The sequence below is a fragment of the Pseudomonas putida genome, from assembly GCF_028682175.1.
GTDB lineage: Bacteria > Pseudomonadota > Gammaproteobacteria > Pseudomonadales > Pseudomonadaceae > Aquipseudomonas > Aquipseudomonas putida_AD.
Genome location: NZ_JANHKS010000041.1, coordinates 33,741 through 52,584, shown reverse-complemented (window position 1 = coordinate 52,584; position 18,844 = coordinate 33,741). Strand labels below are relative to the sequence as shown.

Annotated in this window: 19 protein-coding genes and 1 pseudogene; 9 read left to right on the top strand and 11 right to left on the bottom strand. The window is 62.4% G+C overall.

All coding sequences use genetic code 11. The annotated features are described in order from the left end of the window. Nucleotides 1-30: 30 nt before the first annotated feature. From trmB to NPS29_RS22580, 4 genes are all read right to left on the bottom strand, one after another. A complete protein-coding gene (gene trmB / locus NPS29_RS22595; protein WP_274135240.1) occupies nt 31-744 on the bottom strand; it encodes a tRNA (guanosine(46)-N7)-methyltransferase TrmB in 714 nt (237 codons plus the stop codon). A gap of 55 nt (nt 745-799) precedes the next feature. Beyond that, entirely contained in the window at nt 800-1,594 is a 795-nt protein-coding gene (locus NPS29_RS22590) for a thiazole synthase (RefSeq protein ID WP_274135237.1), read from the bottom strand. A 67-nt stretch (nt 1,595-1,661) separates the two neighbouring features. Next, the gene (gene thiS, locus NPS29_RS22585) at nt 1,662-1,862 is read right to left on the bottom strand and encodes a sulfur carrier protein ThiS (protein WP_274135236.1); all 201 of its coding nucleotides are present in this window, start codon (nt 1,860-1,862) and stop codon (nt 1,662-1,664) included. Between the two features lie 208 nt (nt 1,863-2,070). Beyond that, on the bottom strand, nt 2,071-2,454 hold the full coding sequence (locus tag NPS29_RS22580; protein ID WP_274135235.1) for a DUF423 domain-containing protein: 384 nt from the start codon (nt 2,452-2,454) through the stop codon (nt 2,071-2,073). A gap of 79 nt (nt 2,455-2,533) precedes the next feature. Here NPS29_RS22580 and mtgA point away from each other — a divergent pair, with 79 nt between their 5' ends. Further along, a complete protein-coding gene (gene mtgA / locus NPS29_RS22575; RefSeq protein WP_274135234.1) occupies nt 2,534-3,244 on the top strand; it encodes a monofunctional biosynthetic peptidoglycan transglycosylase in 711 nt (236 codons plus the stop codon). 187 nt (nt 3,245-3,431) lie between these two features. Here the strand turns inward: mtgA and rpoH are convergent, their stop codons facing one another. The 4 genes from rpoH to ftsY all read right to left on the bottom strand — a co-directional run bounded on the left by rpoH (nt 3,432) and on the right by ftsY (nt 7,674). After that, a complete protein-coding gene (rpoH, locus tag NPS29_RS22570) occupies nt 3,432-4,286 on the bottom strand; it encodes an RNA polymerase sigma factor RpoH (RefSeq protein WP_274135233.1) in 855 nt (284 codons plus the stop codon). A gap of 138 nt (nt 4,287-4,424) precedes the next feature. Further along, nucleotides 4,425-5,450: a permease-like cell division protein FtsX gene (gene ftsX / locus NPS29_RS22565; protein ID WP_274135232.1), complete on the bottom strand. Its 1,026-nt coding sequence runs from the start codon at nt 5,448-5,450 to the stop codon at nt 4,425-4,427. Further along, nucleotides 5,447-6,118 carry a cell division ATP-binding protein FtsE gene (ftsE, locus tag NPS29_RS22560; protein ID WP_274135230.1) on the bottom strand — a complete coding sequence of 224 codons (672 nt, stop codon included), beginning with the start codon at nt 6,116-6,118 and terminating at the stop codon, nt 5,447-5,449. The genes ftsX and ftsE overlap by 4 nt, the downstream gene beginning before the upstream one ends. Continuing rightward, nucleotides 6,115-7,674: a signal recognition particle-docking protein FtsY gene (ftsY, locus tag NPS29_RS22555; protein ID WP_274135228.1), complete on the bottom strand. Its 1,560-nt coding sequence runs from the start codon at nt 7,672-7,674 to the stop codon at nt 6,115-6,117. Before ftsY ends, ftsE begins: the two co-directional genes overlap by 4 nt. A gap of 256 nt (nt 7,675-7,930) precedes the next feature. Here ftsY and NPS29_RS22550 point away from each other — a divergent pair, with 256 nt between their 5' ends. From NPS29_RS22550 to NPS29_RS22525, 6 genes and pseudogenes are all read left to right on the top strand, one after another. After that, entirely contained in the window at nt 7,931-9,283 is a 1,353-nt protein-coding gene (locus NPS29_RS22550) for a M16 family metallopeptidase (RefSeq protein WP_274135226.1), read from the top strand. A 131-nt stretch (nt 9,284-9,414) separates the two neighbouring features. Beyond that, a pseudogene (locus NPS29_RS22545) lies at nt 9,415-10,788 on the top strand (M16 family metallopeptidase); the annotation flags it as partial. Beyond that, nucleotides 10,788-11,408, top strand: a complete 621-nt coding sequence (gene rsmD / locus NPS29_RS22540) for a 16S rRNA (guanine(966)-N(2))-methyltransferase RsmD (RefSeq protein ID WP_274135223.1) — start codon at nt 10,788-10,790, stop codon at nt 11,406-11,408. The pseudogene NPS29_RS22545 and the gene rsmD, both read left to right, overlap by 1 nt. Beyond that, nucleotides 11,392-12,405, top strand: coding sequence for a hydrolase (locus NPS29_RS22535; RefSeq protein ID WP_274135221.1), 1,014 nt, complete (start codon nt 11,392-11,394; stop codon nt 12,403-12,405). Before rsmD ends, NPS29_RS22535 begins: the two co-directional genes overlap by 17 nt. A gap of 187 nt (nt 12,406-12,592) precedes the next feature. Next, nucleotides 12,593-13,315, top strand: coding sequence for an AzlC family ABC transporter permease (locus NPS29_RS22530; RefSeq protein ID WP_274135219.1), 723 nt, complete (start codon nt 12,593-12,595; stop codon nt 13,313-13,315). Next, complete coding sequence (locus NPS29_RS22525; RefSeq protein ID WP_274135217.1) at nt 13,312-13,635, top strand: AzlD domain-containing protein; 324 nt, start codon at nt 13,312-13,314, stop codon at nt 13,633-13,635. The genes NPS29_RS22530 and NPS29_RS22525 overlap by 4 nt, the downstream gene beginning before the upstream one ends. A gap of 172 nt (nt 13,636-13,807) precedes the next feature. On the opposite strand, the gene NPS29_RS22520 is transcribed toward NPS29_RS22525, so the two are convergent. The 3 genes from NPS29_RS22520 to NPS29_RS22510 form a co-directional block, all read right to left on the bottom strand. After that, nucleotides 13,808-14,662 (bottom strand): sulfurtransferase, encoded by an 855-nt coding sequence (locus NPS29_RS22520; protein ID WP_274135215.1) that lies wholly within the window; start codon nt 14,660-14,662, stop codon nt 13,808-13,810. A 61-nt stretch (nt 14,663-14,723) separates the two neighbouring features. Beyond that, complete coding sequence (locus NPS29_RS22515) at nt 14,724-15,410, bottom strand: TetR/AcrR family transcriptional regulator (protein ID WP_274135213.1); 687 nt, start codon at nt 15,408-15,410, stop codon at nt 14,724-14,726. Nucleotides 15,411-15,483: 73 nt separating this feature from the next. Continuing rightward, complete coding sequence (locus NPS29_RS22510) at nt 15,484-16,680, bottom strand: MFS transporter (protein ID WP_274135211.1); 1,197 nt, start codon at nt 16,678-16,680, stop codon at nt 15,484-15,486. 166 nt (nt 16,681-16,846) lie between these two features. On the opposite strand from NPS29_RS22510, the gene NPS29_RS22505 reads away from it, so the two are divergent. Continuing rightward, on the top strand, nt 16,847-18,286 hold the full coding sequence (locus NPS29_RS22505; RefSeq protein ID WP_274135209.1) for a coniferyl aldehyde dehydrogenase: 1,440 nt from the start codon (nt 16,847-16,849) through the stop codon (nt 18,284-18,286). Next, nucleotides 18,283-18,822, top strand: coding sequence for a twin-arginine translocation pathway signal protein (locus tag NPS29_RS22500; RefSeq protein ID WP_274135207.1), 540 nt, complete (start codon nt 18,283-18,285; stop codon nt 18,820-18,822). Before NPS29_RS22505 ends, NPS29_RS22500 begins: the two co-directional genes overlap by 4 nt. Nucleotides 18,823-18,844 lie beyond the last annotated feature (22 nt).

Below are 18,844 nucleotides of genomic sequence, written 5' to 3'. Positions count from 1 at the left end.
CGTGCTGCTACGAGGTAATCGTCGTAAATATCAGGCGATCTTCTCGAACTTCAAATCCCAAACCCCATGCCCCAACCGCTCACCACGGCGTTCGAACTTGGTGATCGGACGTTCCGCAGGGCGCGGGACGCATTTGCCGTCTTCGGCCAGGTTGCGATAACCCGGCGCGACGTTCATCACTTCCAGCATGTACTCGGCATAGGGCTCCCAGTCGGTAGCCATGTGCAGAATGCCGCCTGGTTTGAGCTTGCTGCGCACCAGCGCGGCGAACTCAGCCTGGACGATACGGCGCTTGTGGTGACGCGACTTGTGCCATGGGTCCGGGAAGAACAGCATCAGGCGGTCCAGGCTGTTGTCGGCCACGCAGCGGTTGAGCACTTCGATCGCGTCGCAATCGTAGACCCGCACGTTGGTCAGGCCCTGAGTCAGCACGCCGTTGAGCAGCGCACCGACACCCGGACGGTGCACTTCAACGCCGATGAAATCCTGCTCAGGTGCCGCCGCTGCCATTTCCAGCAGTGAGTGGCCCATGCCGAAGCCGATTTCCAGGGTGCGCGGCGCCGAGCGACCAAACACCTTGTCGTAATCGACCGGCGCGTCGGCCAGTGGCAGCACGAACAGCGGGCGCCCCTGATCCAGGCCGCGCTGCTGGCCTTCGGTCATGCGCCCGGCGCGCATCACAAAGCTCTTGATGCGCCGGTGATGGCTGTCGTCGCCCTGCTCTTTACCGTCTTCGTCGTTCATCACTTCGTCGTCCGGAAGTGGGTCGCTGCTTTGCGAATCAATCATCAACAGGCTCTTACTTGATCAGACCATCCAGCGGCGAGGACGCGCTGGCATAGAGTTTCTTCTGCATGCGACCAGCCAGGTAAGCCATGCGGCCTGCCAGGATGGCGTGTTTCATGGCTTCGGCCATGAGGATCGGTTGCTGCGCATGGGCGATGGCCGAGTTCATCAGCACCGCTTCGCAGCCCAGCTCCATGGCGATGGTGGCGTCGGATGCAGTACCGACACCGGCATCGACCAGCACCGGGACTTTCGATTCTTCGAGGATGATCTGCAGATTGTACGGGTTGCAGATGCCAAGACCGCTGCCAATCAGACCGGCCAGCGGCATGACCGCACAGCAGCCGATTTCAGCCAGTTGGCGGGCGATGATCGGATCATCGCTGGTGTAGACCATCACGTCGAAGCCTTCCTTGACCAGCGTTTCGGCGGCCTTGAGGGTTTCGATCACGTTGGGGAACAGAGTCTTCTGGTCCGCCAATACTTCCAGTTTGACCAGGTTGTGGCCGTCGAGCAGCTCACGGGCCAGGCGGCAGGTGCGCACGGCTTCGATGGCGTCGTAGCAGCCAGCCGTGTTGGGCAAGAAGGTGTAGCGATCCGGTGACAGCACCTGGAGCAGGTTCGGTTCGCCTTCAATCTGGCCGAGGTTGGTACGGCGCACAGCGAAGGTGACGATCTCGGCGCCCGAGGCTTCGATGGCCAGACGGGTTTCTTCCATATCCTTGTACTTGCCAGTGCCGACCAACAGGCGCGACTGGAAAGTACGACCGGCCACTGTGAACGGCTTGTCGCTACGAACATTGCTCATCGAAAATCCTCTTTACGGTTGAGGTTTTTGCAGTTCTTCTGGATCAGGCAGGCTGCGGCGCTGCGGATCAACCGCCGCCGATGGCGTGCACCACTTCGACCTGATCGCCCTCATTCAACGCCGTGGAGGCGTGCTGGCTGCGCGGGACGATATCCAGATTGAGCTCGACCGCGATACGGCGCCCGGCCAGGTCCAGACGGGTCAGCAACGACGCAACGGTCTCGCCGTCGGGCAGTTCATAGGATTCACCGTTCAACTGAATGCGCATGCGAAGGGCAGCCATCATTTTAGGGGGCGTGCATTCTAGCCCGATCAGTCAGGATTCCCAAGGCAAAGGCGCGCCATTCGTCCTGCACAGGTCTAGAGCCCCGTAGCAGCACGGCTTGCCGGCGGGAGCGGTGTGCCAGTACCTGAAGTGTTGCCTGACACACCGCTCCCGCCGGCAAGCCGCGCTGCTACGGGCTGGGTGTCGTGGTTCAGAGGGTATCCAGCCCCAGCCGCCACGCGAGCCAGCCCAGGATGAACCAGCCGATCAGAAAGCACAGTCCGCCAATCGGCGTGATGATGCCCAGCTTGCTGACGCCGGTCAGGGTCAGCAGGTACAGGCTGCCGGAGAACAGCAGGATGCCCAGCACGAAGGCGATCCCGGCATAACTCACCAGCCGCCCTTGAATCTGTGTCGCCAGAATCGCCACGCCGAAAATCGCCAGGGCGTGAATCACCTGATAGAGCACACCTGTGTGAAAGATCGCCAGGTACTCCGGCGTCAGGCGGTTTTTCAGGCCGTGGGCTGCGAATGCGCCGAGGGCAACGCCGGTGAATCCGAAGAATGCAGCCAACATCAGAAAGGTTCGTAACATGTGCAGCTCCCTGCGAAGTCGTTCAATGGCCCGTGGTCTGTATAATGGCCCGCTCAACGGGTTCGGCCAAGCCATCTCTATGCTGCGTTTTCTCCTTCGTCGTGTCGCCAAAGGCCTGCTCTGGTTCGCAGCGGCAAGTGTCGTGCTGGTTTTGATCTTCCGTTTCGTGCCTCCTCCGTTTACCGCATTGATGGTCGAGCGCAAGATCGAATCCTGGTTCGACGGCCAGCCCATTGACCTGCAGCGCGACTGGGAGCCGTGGGAGAAGATCTCCGATGACCTGAAAGTCGCGGTGATCGCCGGTGAAGACCAGAAATTCGCCGAGCACTGGGGTTTCGATATCGACGCCATTCAGGCCGCACTGGTTCACAACGAGCGTGGCGGCTCCATTCGCGGCGCCAGCACCCTGAGCCAGCAGGTGTCGAAGAACCTGTTCCTGTGGTCCGGCCGCAGCTACCTGCGCAAGGGCCTGGAGGCCTGGTTCACCGGGTTGATCGAGGTGTTCTGGTCCAAGCAGCGGATTCTCGAGGTGTACGTCAACAGCGTGGAATGGGACGACGGCGTCTTCGGCGCCCAGGCCGCCGCGCAGCATCACTTCCACGTCAACGCCAGCCAGCTATCGACCCAGCAGGCCAGCTACCTGGCCGCCGTGCTGCCCAACCCGCGGGAATGGAGCGCTAGCCACCCGAGCAGCTACGTCTCACGCCGCGCTGGCTGGATCCGCCAGCAGATGCGGCAGTTGGGTGGGGATGATTATCTGGTGGGGATAAACAATCGGCGGCAGTGGTAAACCAAACTTTTAGAGCCACGCGCAAAACCTGTAGGAGTGAGCTTGCTCGCGATGGCGTCGCACCAGACACCAAGGCAGTGACTGAAAAACCGCTATCGCGAGCAAGCTCACTCCTACAGGTCTTCGTCAGCCCCACAAACAAAAACGCCCCGATCATCTCGGGGCGTTTTGCATTGCGGCTTGTCGCTTACGCGGCAATCGACAGCTTGAGCTTGTTCATCGCGCTCTTTTCCAACTGACGAATACGCTCGGCAGACACGTTGTACTTCTCGGCCAGGTCGTGCAGCGTGGCCTTTTCCTCGGCCAGCCAGCGCTGGTAGAGGATGTCGCGGCTGCGGTCGTCCAGCACGTTCAACGCTTCGTGCAGGTTGGCCGTCGAGCTGTCAGTCCAGTCGGCATCTTCCAGCTGGCGAGCCGGGTCGTAGCGATGGTCTTCCAGATAGTTGGCCGGCGACTGGAATGCGCTGTCGTCGTCAGCTTCGGCTGCCGGGTCGAACGCCATGTCCTGGCCGGTCAGGCGGCTTTCCATTTCGCGCACTTCACGCGGCTCCACACCCAGGCTTTCAGCCACGCGGTGCACTTCTTCGTTGTTCAGCCAGGCCAGACGCTTTTTCTGGCTGCGCAGGTTGAAGAACAGCTTGCGCTGAGCCTTGGTGGTGGCGACTTTCACGATGCGCCAGTTGCGCAGGATGAACTCGTGAATCTCGGCCTTGATCCAGTGCACAGCGAACGACACCAGACGAACGCCCATTTCAGGGTTGAAGCGTTTTACAGCCTTCATCAGGCCGACGTTACCTTCCTGGATCAGATCTGCCTGAGCCAGGCCGTAACCGGAATAGCTACGTGCGATGTGCACGACGAAACGCAGATGGGCGAGCACCATCTGGCGGGCCGACTCTAAATTCTGCTCGTAATAGAGACTCTCGGCCAGTTCACGCTCCTGCTCGGGAGTCAGCAGCGGAATGCTGTTCACCGTGTGCACATAGGCTTCCAGGTTTGCACCGGGAACCAGGGCATAAGCAGGTTGCAAAGAATTGGTCATACGAAAAAACCTCCTACACATGACTCGTGCAGTTCAGCACTGCGAAATTGACCGGGAACCGCGAGACAAGTTCCCTTAGCTGAAAAGTCAATAGATGAAACAATATTTACACTGAAAACATTATATGAACATTAACACTCAACGAGGTGCCAGCTCTCTTAAATGGCGTGCAACGGCAATCCACGCACCGATATACCCCAACAACACGGCCCCAAGCAAGAGCGACAGACCGTCGGCGGGCGGCACACCGGCCAGCGAGAAATCACTGCCGTACAGCCCCGCCAGCTTGATTACCGCATCGTTCAGCCAGTCCAGGCCAAAGGCCAGCACGCCCCAGGCGAAGATCCCTGCGCCCAGGCCGTAGATCGCCCCCATATAGAGGAAGGGCCTGCGCACGTAGCTGTCAGTACCGCCCACCAGTTTGATGACCTCGATTTCCGTACGACGGTTCTCGATGTGCAGACGGATGGTGTTACCAATCACCAGCAACAGCGCACCGACCAACAGCACCGTGAGCCCGAAGACAAAGCGGTCACCCAGCTTGAGAATCGCCGCCAGGCGCTCGACCCAGACCAGATCCAGCTGGGCCTGCTGCACCTTCGGCAACTCGGCAAGACGTGTACGTAATGCCTCCAGCGCGGCCTTGTCAACTTCCTGCGGCGTGACCAGCACCACGCCCGGCAGCGGGTTCTCCGGCAGTTCCTTGAGGGCTTCCCCCAGGCCGGACTGCTGCTGGAACTCGTTCAGCGCCTGATCGCGGCTGATGTACTCGGCTTCGGCGACTCCGGGCATTTCCTTGATCTGGGTCACCAGACCCTGACCTTCTGCCGACGAAGCATCCAGTTGCAAATAAAGCGAGATTTGCGCCGCGCGCTGCCAGGAGCCGCCAAGACGCTCGACGTTGCTCAGCAGCAACGACAGGCCCATCGGCAGGCTTAACGCTACCGCCATCACCAGGCAGGTGAAAAAGCTGCCGATCGGCTGCTTGCCCAGGCGACGCAAGCTGTCCAGCAGGCTCGAACGGTGAGCTTCTATCCAGGCGTGGAAAAGCTGGCCGAAGCCGGGGCCGTCGTCATCATCGTGTTTCTTTTTCTTCGGCGGCGCAGGTTCGGCCACCTTGGGTGCGACACGCTCGGACACTTTAGGGCTACGAGTGGCGCTCATGCGCTGGCCTCCCCGTCACCGATCAGTCGGCCGCGTTGCAGGGTCAGCATGCGATGGCGCATGCGTGCGATCAGGGCCAGGTCGTGACTGGCGATCAGCACGCTGGTGCCCAGGCGATTGATATCTTCGAAAACACCCATGATTTCTGCCGCCAGCCGTGGGTCGAGGTTACCGGTCGGTTCGTCCGCCAGCAGCAAGGCCGGGCGGTGAACGATGGCGCGAGCGATGCCGACGCGCTGCTGCTGTCCTGTGGACAAGTCACCAGGGTACAGCTCGGCCTTGTCGGACAGCGCCACGCGCTCCAGCGCCGAGTCGACGCGCTTGGTCACTTCGGCCTTGGACAGGCCGAGAATCTGCAGAGGAAGCGCGACGTTGTTGAACACCGTGCGGTCGAACAGCAACTGGTGGTTCTGGAACACCACGCCGATCTGGCGACGCAGGAATGGGATCTGCGCGTTGCTGATCTGGCCCAGGTCCTGCCCGGCCAGCAGCAGCTTGCCGGAAGTCGGGCGCTCCATCGCCAGCAACAGGCGCAGCAGGGTACTTTTACCGGCACCGGAGTGGCCGGTTACAAACAGAAACTCGCCACGACGCACTCGAAAGCTCAGCTCATGCAAGCCGACGTGTCCGTTCGGATAGCGTTTACCGACCTGTTCGAAACGAATCATGTGCGCTCCCGCTCGGCGAATAGGGCCTGAACAAAGGGTTCGGCCTCGAAAGTCCGCAAATCGTCGATGCCTTCACCGACACCGATGTAGCGAATCGGCAGCCCGAACTGCTTGGCCAGGGCGAAGATCACGCCACCCTTGGCGGTGCCGTCGAGCTTGGTCAGGGCAAGGCCGGTCAGGTTCACGGTCTGGTTGAACTGCTTGGCCTGGCTAATGGCGTTCTGCCCGGTACCGGCATCCAGCACCAGCAGCACTTCGTGAGGCGCGGCTTCATCCAGCTTGCCGATGACCCGGCGGACCTTTTTCAGCTCTTCCATCAGGTTGTCTTTGGTGTGCAGGCGACCGGCCGTGTCGGCGATCAACACGTCGATGCCACGGGCCTTGGCGGCCTGCACGGCGTCGAAGATGACCGATGCGGAGTCGGCGCCGGTGTGCTGGGCGATGACCGGGATTTTGTTGCGCTCGCCCCAGACCTGCAATTGCTCGACGGCGGCGGCGCGGAACGTATCGCCCGCGGCCAGCATGACCTTCTTGCCTTCCAGCTGGAGTTTCTTCGCCAGCTTGCCGATGGTGGTGGTCTTGCCGGCGCCGTTGACGCCGACCACCAGAATAACGAACGGCTTGTGCTGCTGTTCGATCACCAGCGGCGCTTCGACCGGCTTGAGCATTTCGGTCAGCTCGGCCTGCAGCGATTTGTACAGCGCGTCGCTGTCGGTCAGTTGTTTACGTGCCACTTTTTGCGTCAGGTTGCGCACGATCAGCGACGTTGCCTCCACACCGACGTCGGCGGTCAGCAACCGGGTCTCCAGCTCGTCGAGCATGTCGTCGTCGATGGCCTTCTTGCCCAGGAACAGGCTGGCCATGCCCTCGCCCAGGCTGGCGCTGGTCTTGGACAGGCCTTGCTTGAGGCGGGCGAAGAAGCCCGGCTGCTTGGGCTCGACTGGCTGAGGCTGAGCCTCGACCACGACAGGTGCTGGCTGGGTTACCGGGGCAACTGGAGCAACTGGAGCAACTGGAGCAACTGGAGCAACTGGAGCTGCGACAGGCGCGACAGCAACCGGTGCGGCAAGCGGCGCTGGCTGGGACAAGGCTGGCAAGTCGTCAGCCGCGATAGGGTCAGGCGTGGCAACGGGTGTAGGCTCGACCGACGGCGGCACTTGCACCGGGGCAGGCTCGACGGCCTCTGGCTGCACGTGGGACGCGGTGTACGCCGGAATCTGCGGAGTGACGTGGGGCTCGGCTTCGTCAGTCAGCGCCACCGGCTCTTCAGCGACCGGCAGTTTCAGCCACGGCTCGCCCGCTGGCTGCTCGATGACCGGCGCTGGGGCTTCGAAGGCCGCAGTGATCTGAGGCGCTGGCGCTGGGGGAATTGGCGGGGCGATCTGCGGCTCAGCAACGGGCGGCGTCGACTCGGCGACTGGCTCAGGCGCTGCTGCGGGCAAGTCCTTGGGCTGCTCGGCGACGGTTTCCTGCGGCTTCTTGCGCAGCCATCCGAACAGGCCTTTCTTCTCTCCAGCCGGGGCTGGGGTCTTCTTGTCGTCGTTGGAACCAAACATGGAGGACGGCTATCTCAAGGTAGCGACGCGCCAGACCGGCGCCTCTGAAAAATTCTGTATGCGAAACAGACTGTAATCGGGCGCGCTTGTTCAGCAAACGCCCTACCGTTCACGCCATTTAGGCATCGCCTTGCGGCCCTAGACGAAGAGTCCTACGTCTTAGCCATGGTCGGCGAGCAAACTGGTCGCTATCCTAACACCCCCGCGCCCGCCGACGCTAAGTTCACGCAGGCCGTCTCGAAGGTTCAAATTACGAATGAATGCTCTCGCCCGCCGTGCCGCAGGCCTTCTGCTCGGCACATTGTGTTTGCCCCTCGCAGCCATGGCCGCCGATCCTCAACCCACTTCCGAGTTCACGCTGGAAAACGGCCTGAAGGTCGTCGTGCGCGAAGATCACCGCGCCCCGGTCGTGGTGTCCCAGGTCTGGTACAAAGTCGGCTCCAGCTACGAGACGCCCGGCCAGACCGGCCTGTCCCATGCACTGGAACACATGATGTTCAAGGGCAGCTCCAAGGCCGGCCCCGGTGAAGCCTCATTGATCCTGCGTGACCTGGGCGCCGAAGAGAACGCCTTCACCAGTGACGACTACACCGCTTATTACCAGGTGCTGGCCCGGGACCGCCTGAGCGTGGCCTTCGAGCTGGAAGCCGACCGCATGGCCAGCCTGCGCCTGCCGCCTGAAGAATTCGCCCGGGAAATCGAAGTCATCAAGGAAGAGCGCCGCCTGCGCACCGATGACAAGCCCAACGCCAAGGCCTACGAGCGCTTCAAGGCCATCGCCTACCCGGCCAGCGGCTACCACACGCCGACCATCGGCTGGATGGCCGACCTGGACCGCATGACCGTCCAGGAGCTGCGCCACTGGTACGAATCCTGGTATGTCCCCAACAACGCCACGCTGGTGGTGGTCGGCGACGTGAAACCCGACGAAGTGAAGGCCCTGGCCGAGCGCTTCTTCGGGCCGATCCCGCGCCGTGACGTTCCGCCGTCGAAAAAACCGCTGGAGCTGGCCGAGCCCGGCTTGCGCCAGATTACCGTGCATGTGGCCACCCAGATGCCCAGCCTGATGTACGGCTTCAACGTGCCGAGCCTGTCCACCGCAACCGACCCGCAGTCGGTCAATGCCCTGCGTCTGATTTCCGCCCTGCTCGACGGCGGCTACAGTGCCCGCATTCCGACCCGTCTCGAGCGTGGCGAGGAGCTGGTTACCGGCGCGTCGTCCAGCTATGACGCCTACTCCCGTGGCGACAGCCTGTTCACCATCAGCGCCACGCCGAACATGCAGAAGAAGAAAACCCTGGCGGACACCGAAGCCGGCATCTGGCGCCTGCTCGATGAGCTGAAGAACAAGCCGCCGACCAAGGAAGAGCTCGAGCGGGTTCGTGCCCAGGTCATTGCCGGCCTGGTGTACGAGCGGGATTCGATCACCAGCCAGGCCAGCACCATCGGCGAGCTGGAAACCGTCGGCCTGTCGTGGCGACTGATCGACCGGGAGCTGACTGACCTGCAAAGCGTCACGCCCGAAGACATCCAGAAAGCCGCACGCACTTATTTCACCCGCGAACGCCTGGCCGTCGCGCACGTACTGCCAGAGGAGAAAGCCCAATGACCCGGCGCATCGAGACACGCTTCGCACTGAAGCGGGCCCCTGCTCTGCTGTTGGCCGTCACCCTCGGGCTGTTCGGCGCCACCCAGACCTTTGCCGAGGAGGCCACCCAGGCACCTGCAGAAACACCGAAGGCCATCGACAAGGCGGCCTCCAGGCTTGAAACCCTCAAGGAACTGGACGGCAAGGCACCTGCCAGGCGCACCTTGAACATCCAGTCGTGGAACACCGCCGAAGGCGCCCGCGTGCTGTTCGTCGAAGCCCACGAACTGCCCATGTTCGACATGCGCCTGCTGTTCGCCGCAGGCAGCAGCCAGGATGGCGCCACACCGGGCATCGCACTGATCACCAACGCCATGCTCAACGAGGGCGTCAAAGGCAAGAACGTCGGCGCCATCGCCGAAGGTTTCGAAGGCCTGGGTGCCGACTTCAACAACGGCTCCTATCGCGACATGGCCATCGCCTCGCTGCGCAGCCTGAGCGCGCCCGACAAACGCGATCCGGCCTTGAAGCTGTTCTCGGAAGTGGTGGGCAAGCCGACCTTCCCGTCCGACTCGCTGGCGCGTATCAAGAACCAGCTGCTGGCCAGCTTCGAATATCAGAAGCAGAACCCCGGCAAGCTGGCGGGCGACGAGCTGTTCAAGCGCCTGTATGGCGATCACCCCTACGCGCACCCGAGCATGGGCACCGCCAAGAGCATCACGCCGATCACCCTGGCGCAGCTCAAGGCCTTTCACGCCAAGGCTTATGCCGCTGGCAACGCGGTGATCGCGCTGGTGGGCGATTTGTCTCGCGCCGATGCCGAAGCTGTCGCGGCGCAGGTCTCGGCCTCGCTGCCAAAAGGCCCGGCACTGGCGAAAACCGTCGCGCCGACCGCGCCCCAGCCGGGCGATACCCATATCGAGTTCCCGTCCAAGCAGACTCACCTGATGCTGGCCGAGCTGGGCATCGACCGCGCCGACCCCGATTACGCCGCGCTGTCGCTGGGCAACTCGATCCTCGGCGGCGGCGGCTTCGGCAGCCGCCTGATGACCGAAGTGCGTGAAAAGCGCGGCCTGACCTACGGCGTTTCGTCGGGCTTCACCCCGATGCAGGCCCAGGGGCCTTTCATGATCGGCCTGCAGACCCGCGCCGAACTGAGTGAAAACACCCTCAAGCTGGTCAAGGACATCACCCGCGACTTCCTTGCCAACGGCCCTACCCAGAAGGAACTGGACGACGCCAAGCGCGAACTGGCGGGCAGCTTCCCGCTCTCGACCGCGAGCAACTCGGCCATCGTTGGCCAATTGGGTGCCATTGGCTTCTATAATCTGCCCCTGAGCTACCTCGAAGATTTCATGACGCAGTCTCAGAGCGTTACGGTCGAGCAGATCAAGGCTGTAATGAACAAACACCTGGACGTTGACAAGCTGGTCGTCGTGACCGCCGGTCCCACCGTCCCGCAGAAGCCTCTGCCACCCCCTACTGATAGACCTGCCGAGCAACCCCTCGGCGTTCCGGAGCACTGATGACCTCGACTTCCAAGCCGCCGCGTATCCACAAAGGCCACAAAATTCACACGGGCCTTGGCCAACTGCGGATCATCGGCGGCGAATGGCGCAGTCGGCGTCTGAGTTTCCCTGACGGCCCGGGCCTGCGCCCGACGCCGGACCGGGTACGTGAAACCCTGTTCAACTGGCTGGCGCCTTATATCGAGGGCGCTCGCGTGCTCGATCCGTTCGCCGGCAGCGGCGCGCTCTACCTCGAAGCGCTGTCACGCGGTGCGAGCATGGGCCTGGCGCTGGACACCAACTCTGCCGCCATTTCCAGCCTGCGCGAGCACCTGGGCACCTTGCGCTGCACCGTGGGCAAGACGTCCACAGGCGATGCCTTGCGTTACCTGGAGACACAGCCGGCTGAACAGTTCGACGTGATCTTCCTCGACCCGCCGTTCCACCAGAACCTGCTGGCCCCTGCCTGCACCCTGCTGGAGGAACGCAACTGGCTGGCCGACGACGCCTGGATCTACACCGAGAGCGAAACCGCGCCTTCGACGCTGGGCATGCCGGGCAACTGGCGCCTGCATCGGGAGAAGAAGGCTGGCCAGGTGTACTACGCACTGTGGGAACGAAGTGGCACCGCTCACTGACAGCCGCCCGTTCGTTCCGGCGACCGGCCTGGGCAACCCTCACCTGCAAACCCTGTGGGGGCCGCTGTGGCGCAAGACCGTTCATCTGGAGCGCCGCCGCGAACGCATCTGGCTCGAAGACGGCGACTTTCTCGACATCGACTGGCATGGTCCCCATGACGCCAAAGTGCCGGTCGTGCTGGTCTTGCACGGGCTGACCGGTTCTTCCAACTCGCCATATGTGGCCGGCCTGCAACAGGCCATGGCCAAACGGGGCTGGACCAGCGCTGCGCTGAACTGGCGTGGCTGCTCGGGCGAACCGAACCTGCTGCCGCGCAGCTACCATTCAGGCGCCAGCGAAGACCTGGCCGCCGTTATCGATCACATCCGTACCGCCCGGCCACTGGCGCCGCTGTATGCGGTTGGCTATTCGCTGGGCGGCAACATCCTGCTCAAGCACCTTGGCGAATCGGGCCTGGACAGCCACCTGCAAGGGGCGGCTGCGGTGTCGGTGCCGTTTCGCCTGGATGAATGCGCCGACCGCATTGGCCAGGGATTTTCCAAGGTCTACCAGCGGCATTTCATGCGCGAGATGGTCGGCTATATCCGCGACAAGCAACGGCGCTTCCAGCATGAAGGCCTGAGCGAGGGGCTGGCGGAACTGGCGGCGCTGGGCTCGCTGGAGAACCTGCGCACCTTCTGGGAGTTCGACGGCAAGGTCACCGCGCCGTTGAACGGCTTTCTCGACGCCCACGACTATTACCGCCGGGCCTCCAGCCGCTACTTTCTCGGAGCGATTCGCACCCCGACCCTGTTGGTGCAGGCGTTGGACGACCCGTTCGTGTTCAGGCACAGCCTGCCCGATGCCAGCGAACTGTCGTCCAGCACCGAGTTCGATTTGCAGAACAAGGGCGGGCACGTGGGCTTTGTCGGTGGCTCGATCAGGACACCGAGTTATTACCTGGAGCAGCGCATTCCGCAGTGGCTGGTGGATGTGCATGGCTCGCACATGGGCTAGTGCGGATCACTGTGGGAGCGAGCTTGCTCGCGAAGAGGTCGCTACAGTCTCAACACATTCGGAGCCCGCTACGCCGAATTCGTGAGCAAGCTCACTCCCACAGGTTCTCCCCGATCAAGTACGTGCAGGATCGTTCAAGACACACCGCCCGCACCGGCCTACCATCCGGGACATAAGGAGAAAACCCATGTCCCGCTATCCACTCTTCGTTCGCGGCCTTCGCGACAGCGTGCCCATGCTGTTTGGCATTGCGCCGTTCGGCATCATCTTCGGAACCCTGGCCGGCGTCGGCGGCCTGTCGCTGTGGCAGGCGGTCGGGATGTCTTTGTTCGTCTATGCAGGCTCGGCGCAGTTCATCGTCATCAGCCTGATGGGCGCGGGCGCCAGCGCCGTGGTGATCCTGCTCACGACCCTGATCGTCAATCTGCGCCACGTGCTGTACAGCGCCACGCTGCAACCCCAGGTTCAGGGCATGCCGCAACGCTGGCGCCTGTTGCTGGCATTCTGGCTGACCGATGAAACCTTCGCCGTGGTCCAGCGCTACTACCTGGTGCACGGCAAATCGCCGCTGGCCCACTGGTACTGGCTGGGCGTGACCTGCTCGCTGTATGCCTGCTGGGTGGGCAGTTCGCTGGTGGGGGTGCTGTTCGGTCAGGCGGTACCGGACATGGCGAGTTGGGGGCTCGAGTTTGCGATGCTGGCGACCTTCATCGGCATCGTCGTGCCCATGCTGCGCAATCAACCGCAAGTGGCGGCGGCGCTGGCTGCAGGTGCAGTGGCGCTGATGACATGGGCATGGCCCTACAAACTGGGCTTGATGGCCGCGGCGTTCAGCGGGATTGCCGTCGGCGTGATTCTGGAGCGTCGGCAGATCAAGGGTGCCGCGTCTGGCACGCAGGTGCATTCATGAGTTACTGGTGGCTGATTCTGGGCATGACCGCGATCACTTTCCTGATGCGCTACAGCCTGTTCGCCTGGCCGAACCTGCGCTTCCCGCCGGTGGTGCGCCAAGGCCTGCACTACGTGCCCACTGCGGTGCTGACCGCAATCGTGGTGCCCGGCATGCTGCTCCCGGATGGCCAGCACTGGCAGTTGTCGTTGGATAACGCCTACCTGCTGGCTGGCATCATAGCCATTGCCATCGCCGCATTGACCCGCAATCTCCTGGGAACCATTGGGGGCGGGCTGGCGGTGTTCTTCTTGCTGCGCTGGGCGATGGGGCAGATCTAGGATCGTCGCCGACCTCAAGACCGCACCCGCCGGCAAGCCGTGCTGCTACAGGATTGTGGGTGTACGCAAAATCGAGAACCGACCATTTCCCGTAGCAGCCGGGCTTGCCCGCGGGAGCGATCTCGAGAGCGCCGCCCGGCCGTGCAGCAACGGGGGGCGGCGGATGTTGGCCTTACTCCCCCGTCGCGACGCCGCGCTGTGGATCATTGATCCACTCACTCCACGACCCCGCATACAACCGCCCCAACGGGTAACCCGCCAGGCACAGGGCGAACAGGTTGTGGCACGCCGTCACACCCGAGCCGCAATAGGCCACCAGTTTCTCGGCAGGCCGTCCGTTCAAGGTCTGGGCGAAACGCTGCTTGAGCTGGTCGGCGGGCAAAAAGCGTCCATCCGCCCCGAGATTGTCAGTGAACGCCGCGCATTGGGCGCCAGGGATGTGCCCCGCCACCGGATCGATCGGCTCCACCTCGCCACGAAAACGCGCCGGGGCCCGGGCATCGATCAGAGTCACTTCCGGCTTGTCGAGTTTCCTCTGCACGTCCGCCGCGCTCAGCACCAGCGAGTCGTCCGGCTTGCCCTGAAAGTTGCCCTCGCGATGCTCCGGCGGGTCCAGGCTCAGAGGCAGGCCCGCGCCGTGCCAGGCCTTGAGGCCGCCATCGAGCACGAACACGCCATCGCGCTTGCCCAGCCAGGCCAGCAACCACCAGGCACGGGCGGCGTAGGCGCCGGGACCGTCGTCGTAGAGCACGATCTCGCTGTCATTATCCACACCCCAGAAACGCAAACGCTCGATCAGCGCCTGAGGGTTGGGCAACGGATGACGCCCCGTGACGCCCCTGGTGATGGGACCGCTCAAGTCATTGAGCAGGTCGGCGTAGGAAGAACCCTCGATATGCCCCTCGGCATAGCTGCGCTGGCCGTAGTCCAGATCATCCAGGGATGAGCGACAATCGAGGATCACCAGCCCCGGTTTCTTTTGCCGTTCGGCCAGTTGTTGCGGGCTTATCAGTTGCGCGATGGACATGACAGACTCCTGCAGACAGTAAAAATGGCTAAAGCGAAAAACAATCGGTGCGAAGGGCTGTTCAGCCAGCCTCTTCCAGTGCCTTGGTCAGCGGCACGAAAAATTCCTGGCACAATCCATGGACCGCTTCCCGCGCATCGGGGGTGACGTAGGCCAGTTCCAGCATCAGCACTTGATAGACGCCGCGACGGATGGCGTTTTCGTTCAGGTGAGCGGAATTCTCACGGGTGCTGCAGAGAAAACGCACCCACGAGGTAAGGATGATCCACGCATTGAGCGTCAGCGACTCGATCTGCACCTTGTCCATCTGCAGAATCCCCGCCTCGACGAAGCCGCCGTAAATCGCCATGGCCTTGAGCAGACAATGCTGGGAAAAACGCCGATAACGCGCCGCCAGCTCAGGATCGGCGTCGAGCAGATGCTCGAGATCCCGATGCAGGAAGCGATAGCGCCACATGCCGTCGAGGATCGCCAACAGGTAATGGCGCTTGTCTTCAACGTCGGGAAGCCGACCCTTGGGCAGGTGCAGAAAGCTGTCCACCAGGGCTTCATATTCGGTGAACAGCTCGGCAATGATCGCCTGCTTGTTGGGGAAGTGGTAATACAGGTTGCCCGGCGAAATTTCCATGTGGGCCGCGATGTGGTTGGTGCTGACACTGCGCTCGCCCTGCAGATTGAACAGCTCCAGACTGGTCTGCACGATGCGTTCTCGGGTTTTGATGCGGAGTGTCTTGATGCGCGGCGCCATGCTCGACTCGAACGTTGGAATGTAACAGGGATGTGCTCGATCTTAACGCAAGGATCGACGCCCGGGGCAGCCATCACGACTGGAGGGGCGTCACACTTTTCGTCCGGGCGACCACAACCACGGCAATCGCGATCACCCCGGCCAGCAGCGTCAGCACCAGAATCACCCCGCGCAACCCCAGCGGTGCAGCCAGCATCCCGACCAGCAAACCGGCCAGCGGCTGGGAGAGATTGTTGAGCAGCGTGATCACGCCAACGGTCTTGCCGAAGTCGCGCGCGGGAATCACACGCTGACGAATGCTGCGCATGTAGATGTTGAACATCTTGTCGAAGCCGACCACCAGCAGAAAGCCCAGGACGTAGATTGCCGACGCAGCGCCCGTGGCCATCAACAGTCCGCCCAGGGTGATGGCCAGGTAGGACAAGGCGCCCAGCACCTTGAGCGGGAGGTCGATGCGCGCCAGCACGAACAGAATGCCGATCGTGACCAGCGCCCCCGCCGCCTGAAGCCCGGCATAGAAATCCTTGCTCTGCTCCAGACTGCCAATGACCATCGCCGCCGAGCTGGCCAGCGTCACCCCGACGATGAGGTTCACACCCACCGCCAGGCAGATGATCTTCTTCAACTCCGGGATGCGAGCGATGTGCCCGCACGCGGTTTTCAGCGGCTCAATCCAGGAAGCTGTGCCATGCCCAGGCGCGTCGAGCTTGAAGTCACTGCTGCGCTGCCATTCGCGCATCGCAACATCCGCCAGGCCAAACAGCATCGCCGCACCCAGCACCACCCCAGGCCATGGGCAGAACTCCAGAGACATCGCCGCCAGCAAAGGCCCCAGCACCAGACCGGTCTGATCGGCGATCTGCGAGTAGGAAAGCGTCTTGCCGTAGCGATAGTCAGCGAACACATGGGGCATCACCACTTCGCGGGCCATGATGCCCTGGGTCGTCAGGACACCGCAGATTGCCGACAGCAACACCAACCAGTACAGCCCGCCGAACACGCCATAGAGCACCATCGCCAGCAGACAGAGCCCGGCGCGATAGACCTGGCTGATGTGCAGCAGACGGATCGGTGAAAAACGATCGCAAAGCGCCCCGCAGATCGGAAAAGCCAGGAAGCGCGGCAGCGTTTCGACGAAGAACGCAAGGCCCGCCCAAGCCGCGCTGTTGGTGGTCTGAAAGACGATCAGCGGTACGAGAAACAGCAGGATCTGGTCGGCAAGCCGGGAGAGAAACAGGGAAAAGAAGAACGCGAAATAGTCCGTGCGCATTGAGACTCCATGTCAGACATCACGAGCGGCAGCGCAGGAAAGCGCGGCAAACAGTCTGGCTCCGAGCCTGCCCGCGTGCAAGGTTTGGCCTGCTGATTTGCAGCATTTGACTTTATAGAGCAATAACTCTAAAACCATTCTATAAAATCAAAAAGGAACAGCAGCGATGCCTGTCGAATCCCTCCGCTCGCCCCTGCCAGATGACGACCCCGCCTCGCATCATGAGCTTGAGCGCCTCTTCGATCTTCAGCGTCAGGCCTTCGCTGCGAACCCGATGCCAGGGGCCGGGCAGCGCCTGCAATGGCTCGACAGCCTGCGGCAGTTGCTCAGCGATGAACGTCAGGCCCTGATCGAAGCCATCAGCGCCGATTTCAGCAACCGCAGTGCCGACGAAACGCTGCTTGCCGAACTGATGCCCAGCCTGCACAACATCCATTACGCCCGCCGTCATGTGAAAAAATGGATGCGCCCGGCCCGGCGCAGCGTGGGCATGGCGTTTCAGCCCGCGTCGGCAAAAGTCGTTTATCAGCCACTCGGCGTGGTCGGGGTGATCGTGCCGTGGAACTACCCGCTTTATCTGGCCATTGGCCCGATGGTCGGCGCCCTGGCGGCAGGCAACCGGGTAATGCTCAAGCTCAGTGAATCCACGCCCGCCACCGGTCAATTGCTCAAGACCCTGTTCGCCAGGGTGTTTCCTGAGGACCTGGTGGCCGTGGTACTGGGCGAGGCAGAGGTCGGCGTCGCTTTTTCAAAGCTTGCGTTCGATCACTTATTGTTCACCGGTGCGACCAGCGTCGGGCGCCACGTGATGCGGGCCGCAGCTGAAAACCTCACCCCTGTCACGCTGGAGCTGGGCGGCAAGTCGCCAGCCATCGTAGCCCATGACGTACCGCTCAAAGACGCCGCCGAACGCATCGCCTTCGGCAAAACGCTGAATGCCGGACAAACCTGTGTGGCGCCGGACTACGTGCTGGTGCCCAAGGATCGTGTCGAGGCATTCGTCGAGGCCTACAAACAGGCGGTTACCGGGTTTTATCCCACGCTCGCTGACAACCCGGACTACACCGCGATCATCAATCCCCGGCATCTGGCGCGGCTGAACAGCTACCTGCAGGATGCAACGGACAAAGGTGCGCGGGTCGTCTCGCTGTACGGGCAAGGCCAGGGCCGGCGCATGCCGTTCAGCCTCCTGCTGGATGTGCGCGACGATATGCTGGTCATGCAGGACGAGATATTCGGCCCGCTGTTGCCGATCGTCCCCTATGAACGGATCGAGCAGGCGTTTGACTACATCAACCAACGCCCTCGTCCACTGGCGCTGTACTACTTCGGCTACAACAAGGCCGAGCAAAAACGCGTGCTGGAACAGACTCATTCTGGTGGCGTGTGCCTGAACGACACCCTGTTGCACGTCGCTCAGGACGACTTGCCCTTCGGCGGCGTCGGGCCATCCGGCATGGGGCACTACCACGGGCATGAAGGTTTTCTGACGTTCAGCAAAGCCAAAGGCGTCTTCATCAAGCAACGTTTCAACGCTGCCCGGCTGATTTACCCGCCCTATGGCAAGGCGATCCAGAAGCTGATCCAGCGGCTGTTCGTGCGATGAGCGCCCAGGCCGTTGATGGGCTCTCCCGACGGGGCTTGCTCAAATTCAGCGTCGGCGCCACCGCATTTCTGGCAACGGCGGGCGTGACAGCCAGCCTCAGCGGCTGCTCCAGCAGCGACACGGCGCCCGGATTCGATGCATTACGTCCCGGCGACCTGCCGTTTTTGCTGGCCGTGATCCCGGTGATGCTCGATGGCGCGCTGACGGGCGTTACCCCGCAATCCGCCACCGAGCTCACCCTGCGCGGCCTGGACAGCGGCCTTTCGCACCTGTCGCCGGAAATGCTCAAGCTCACCCGGCAACTGTTCGACGTGCTGGCGATGGCCATCACCCGCGGGCCGCTGACCGGGATCTGGGGGCCATGGGAAAACGCCGATCCCGGACAGATTCGCCACTTTCTCAGCCGTTGGGAGAACAGTTCGCTGGACCTGCTGCGTCAGGGGCACAGCTCTCTGCTGCAACTGGTGCTCATGGCCTGGTACAGCCAACCGCAATCCTGGGCGGGTTGCGGCTATCCCGGACCACCGAAGATTTGAGCCCATACAACAATAAGAAGAG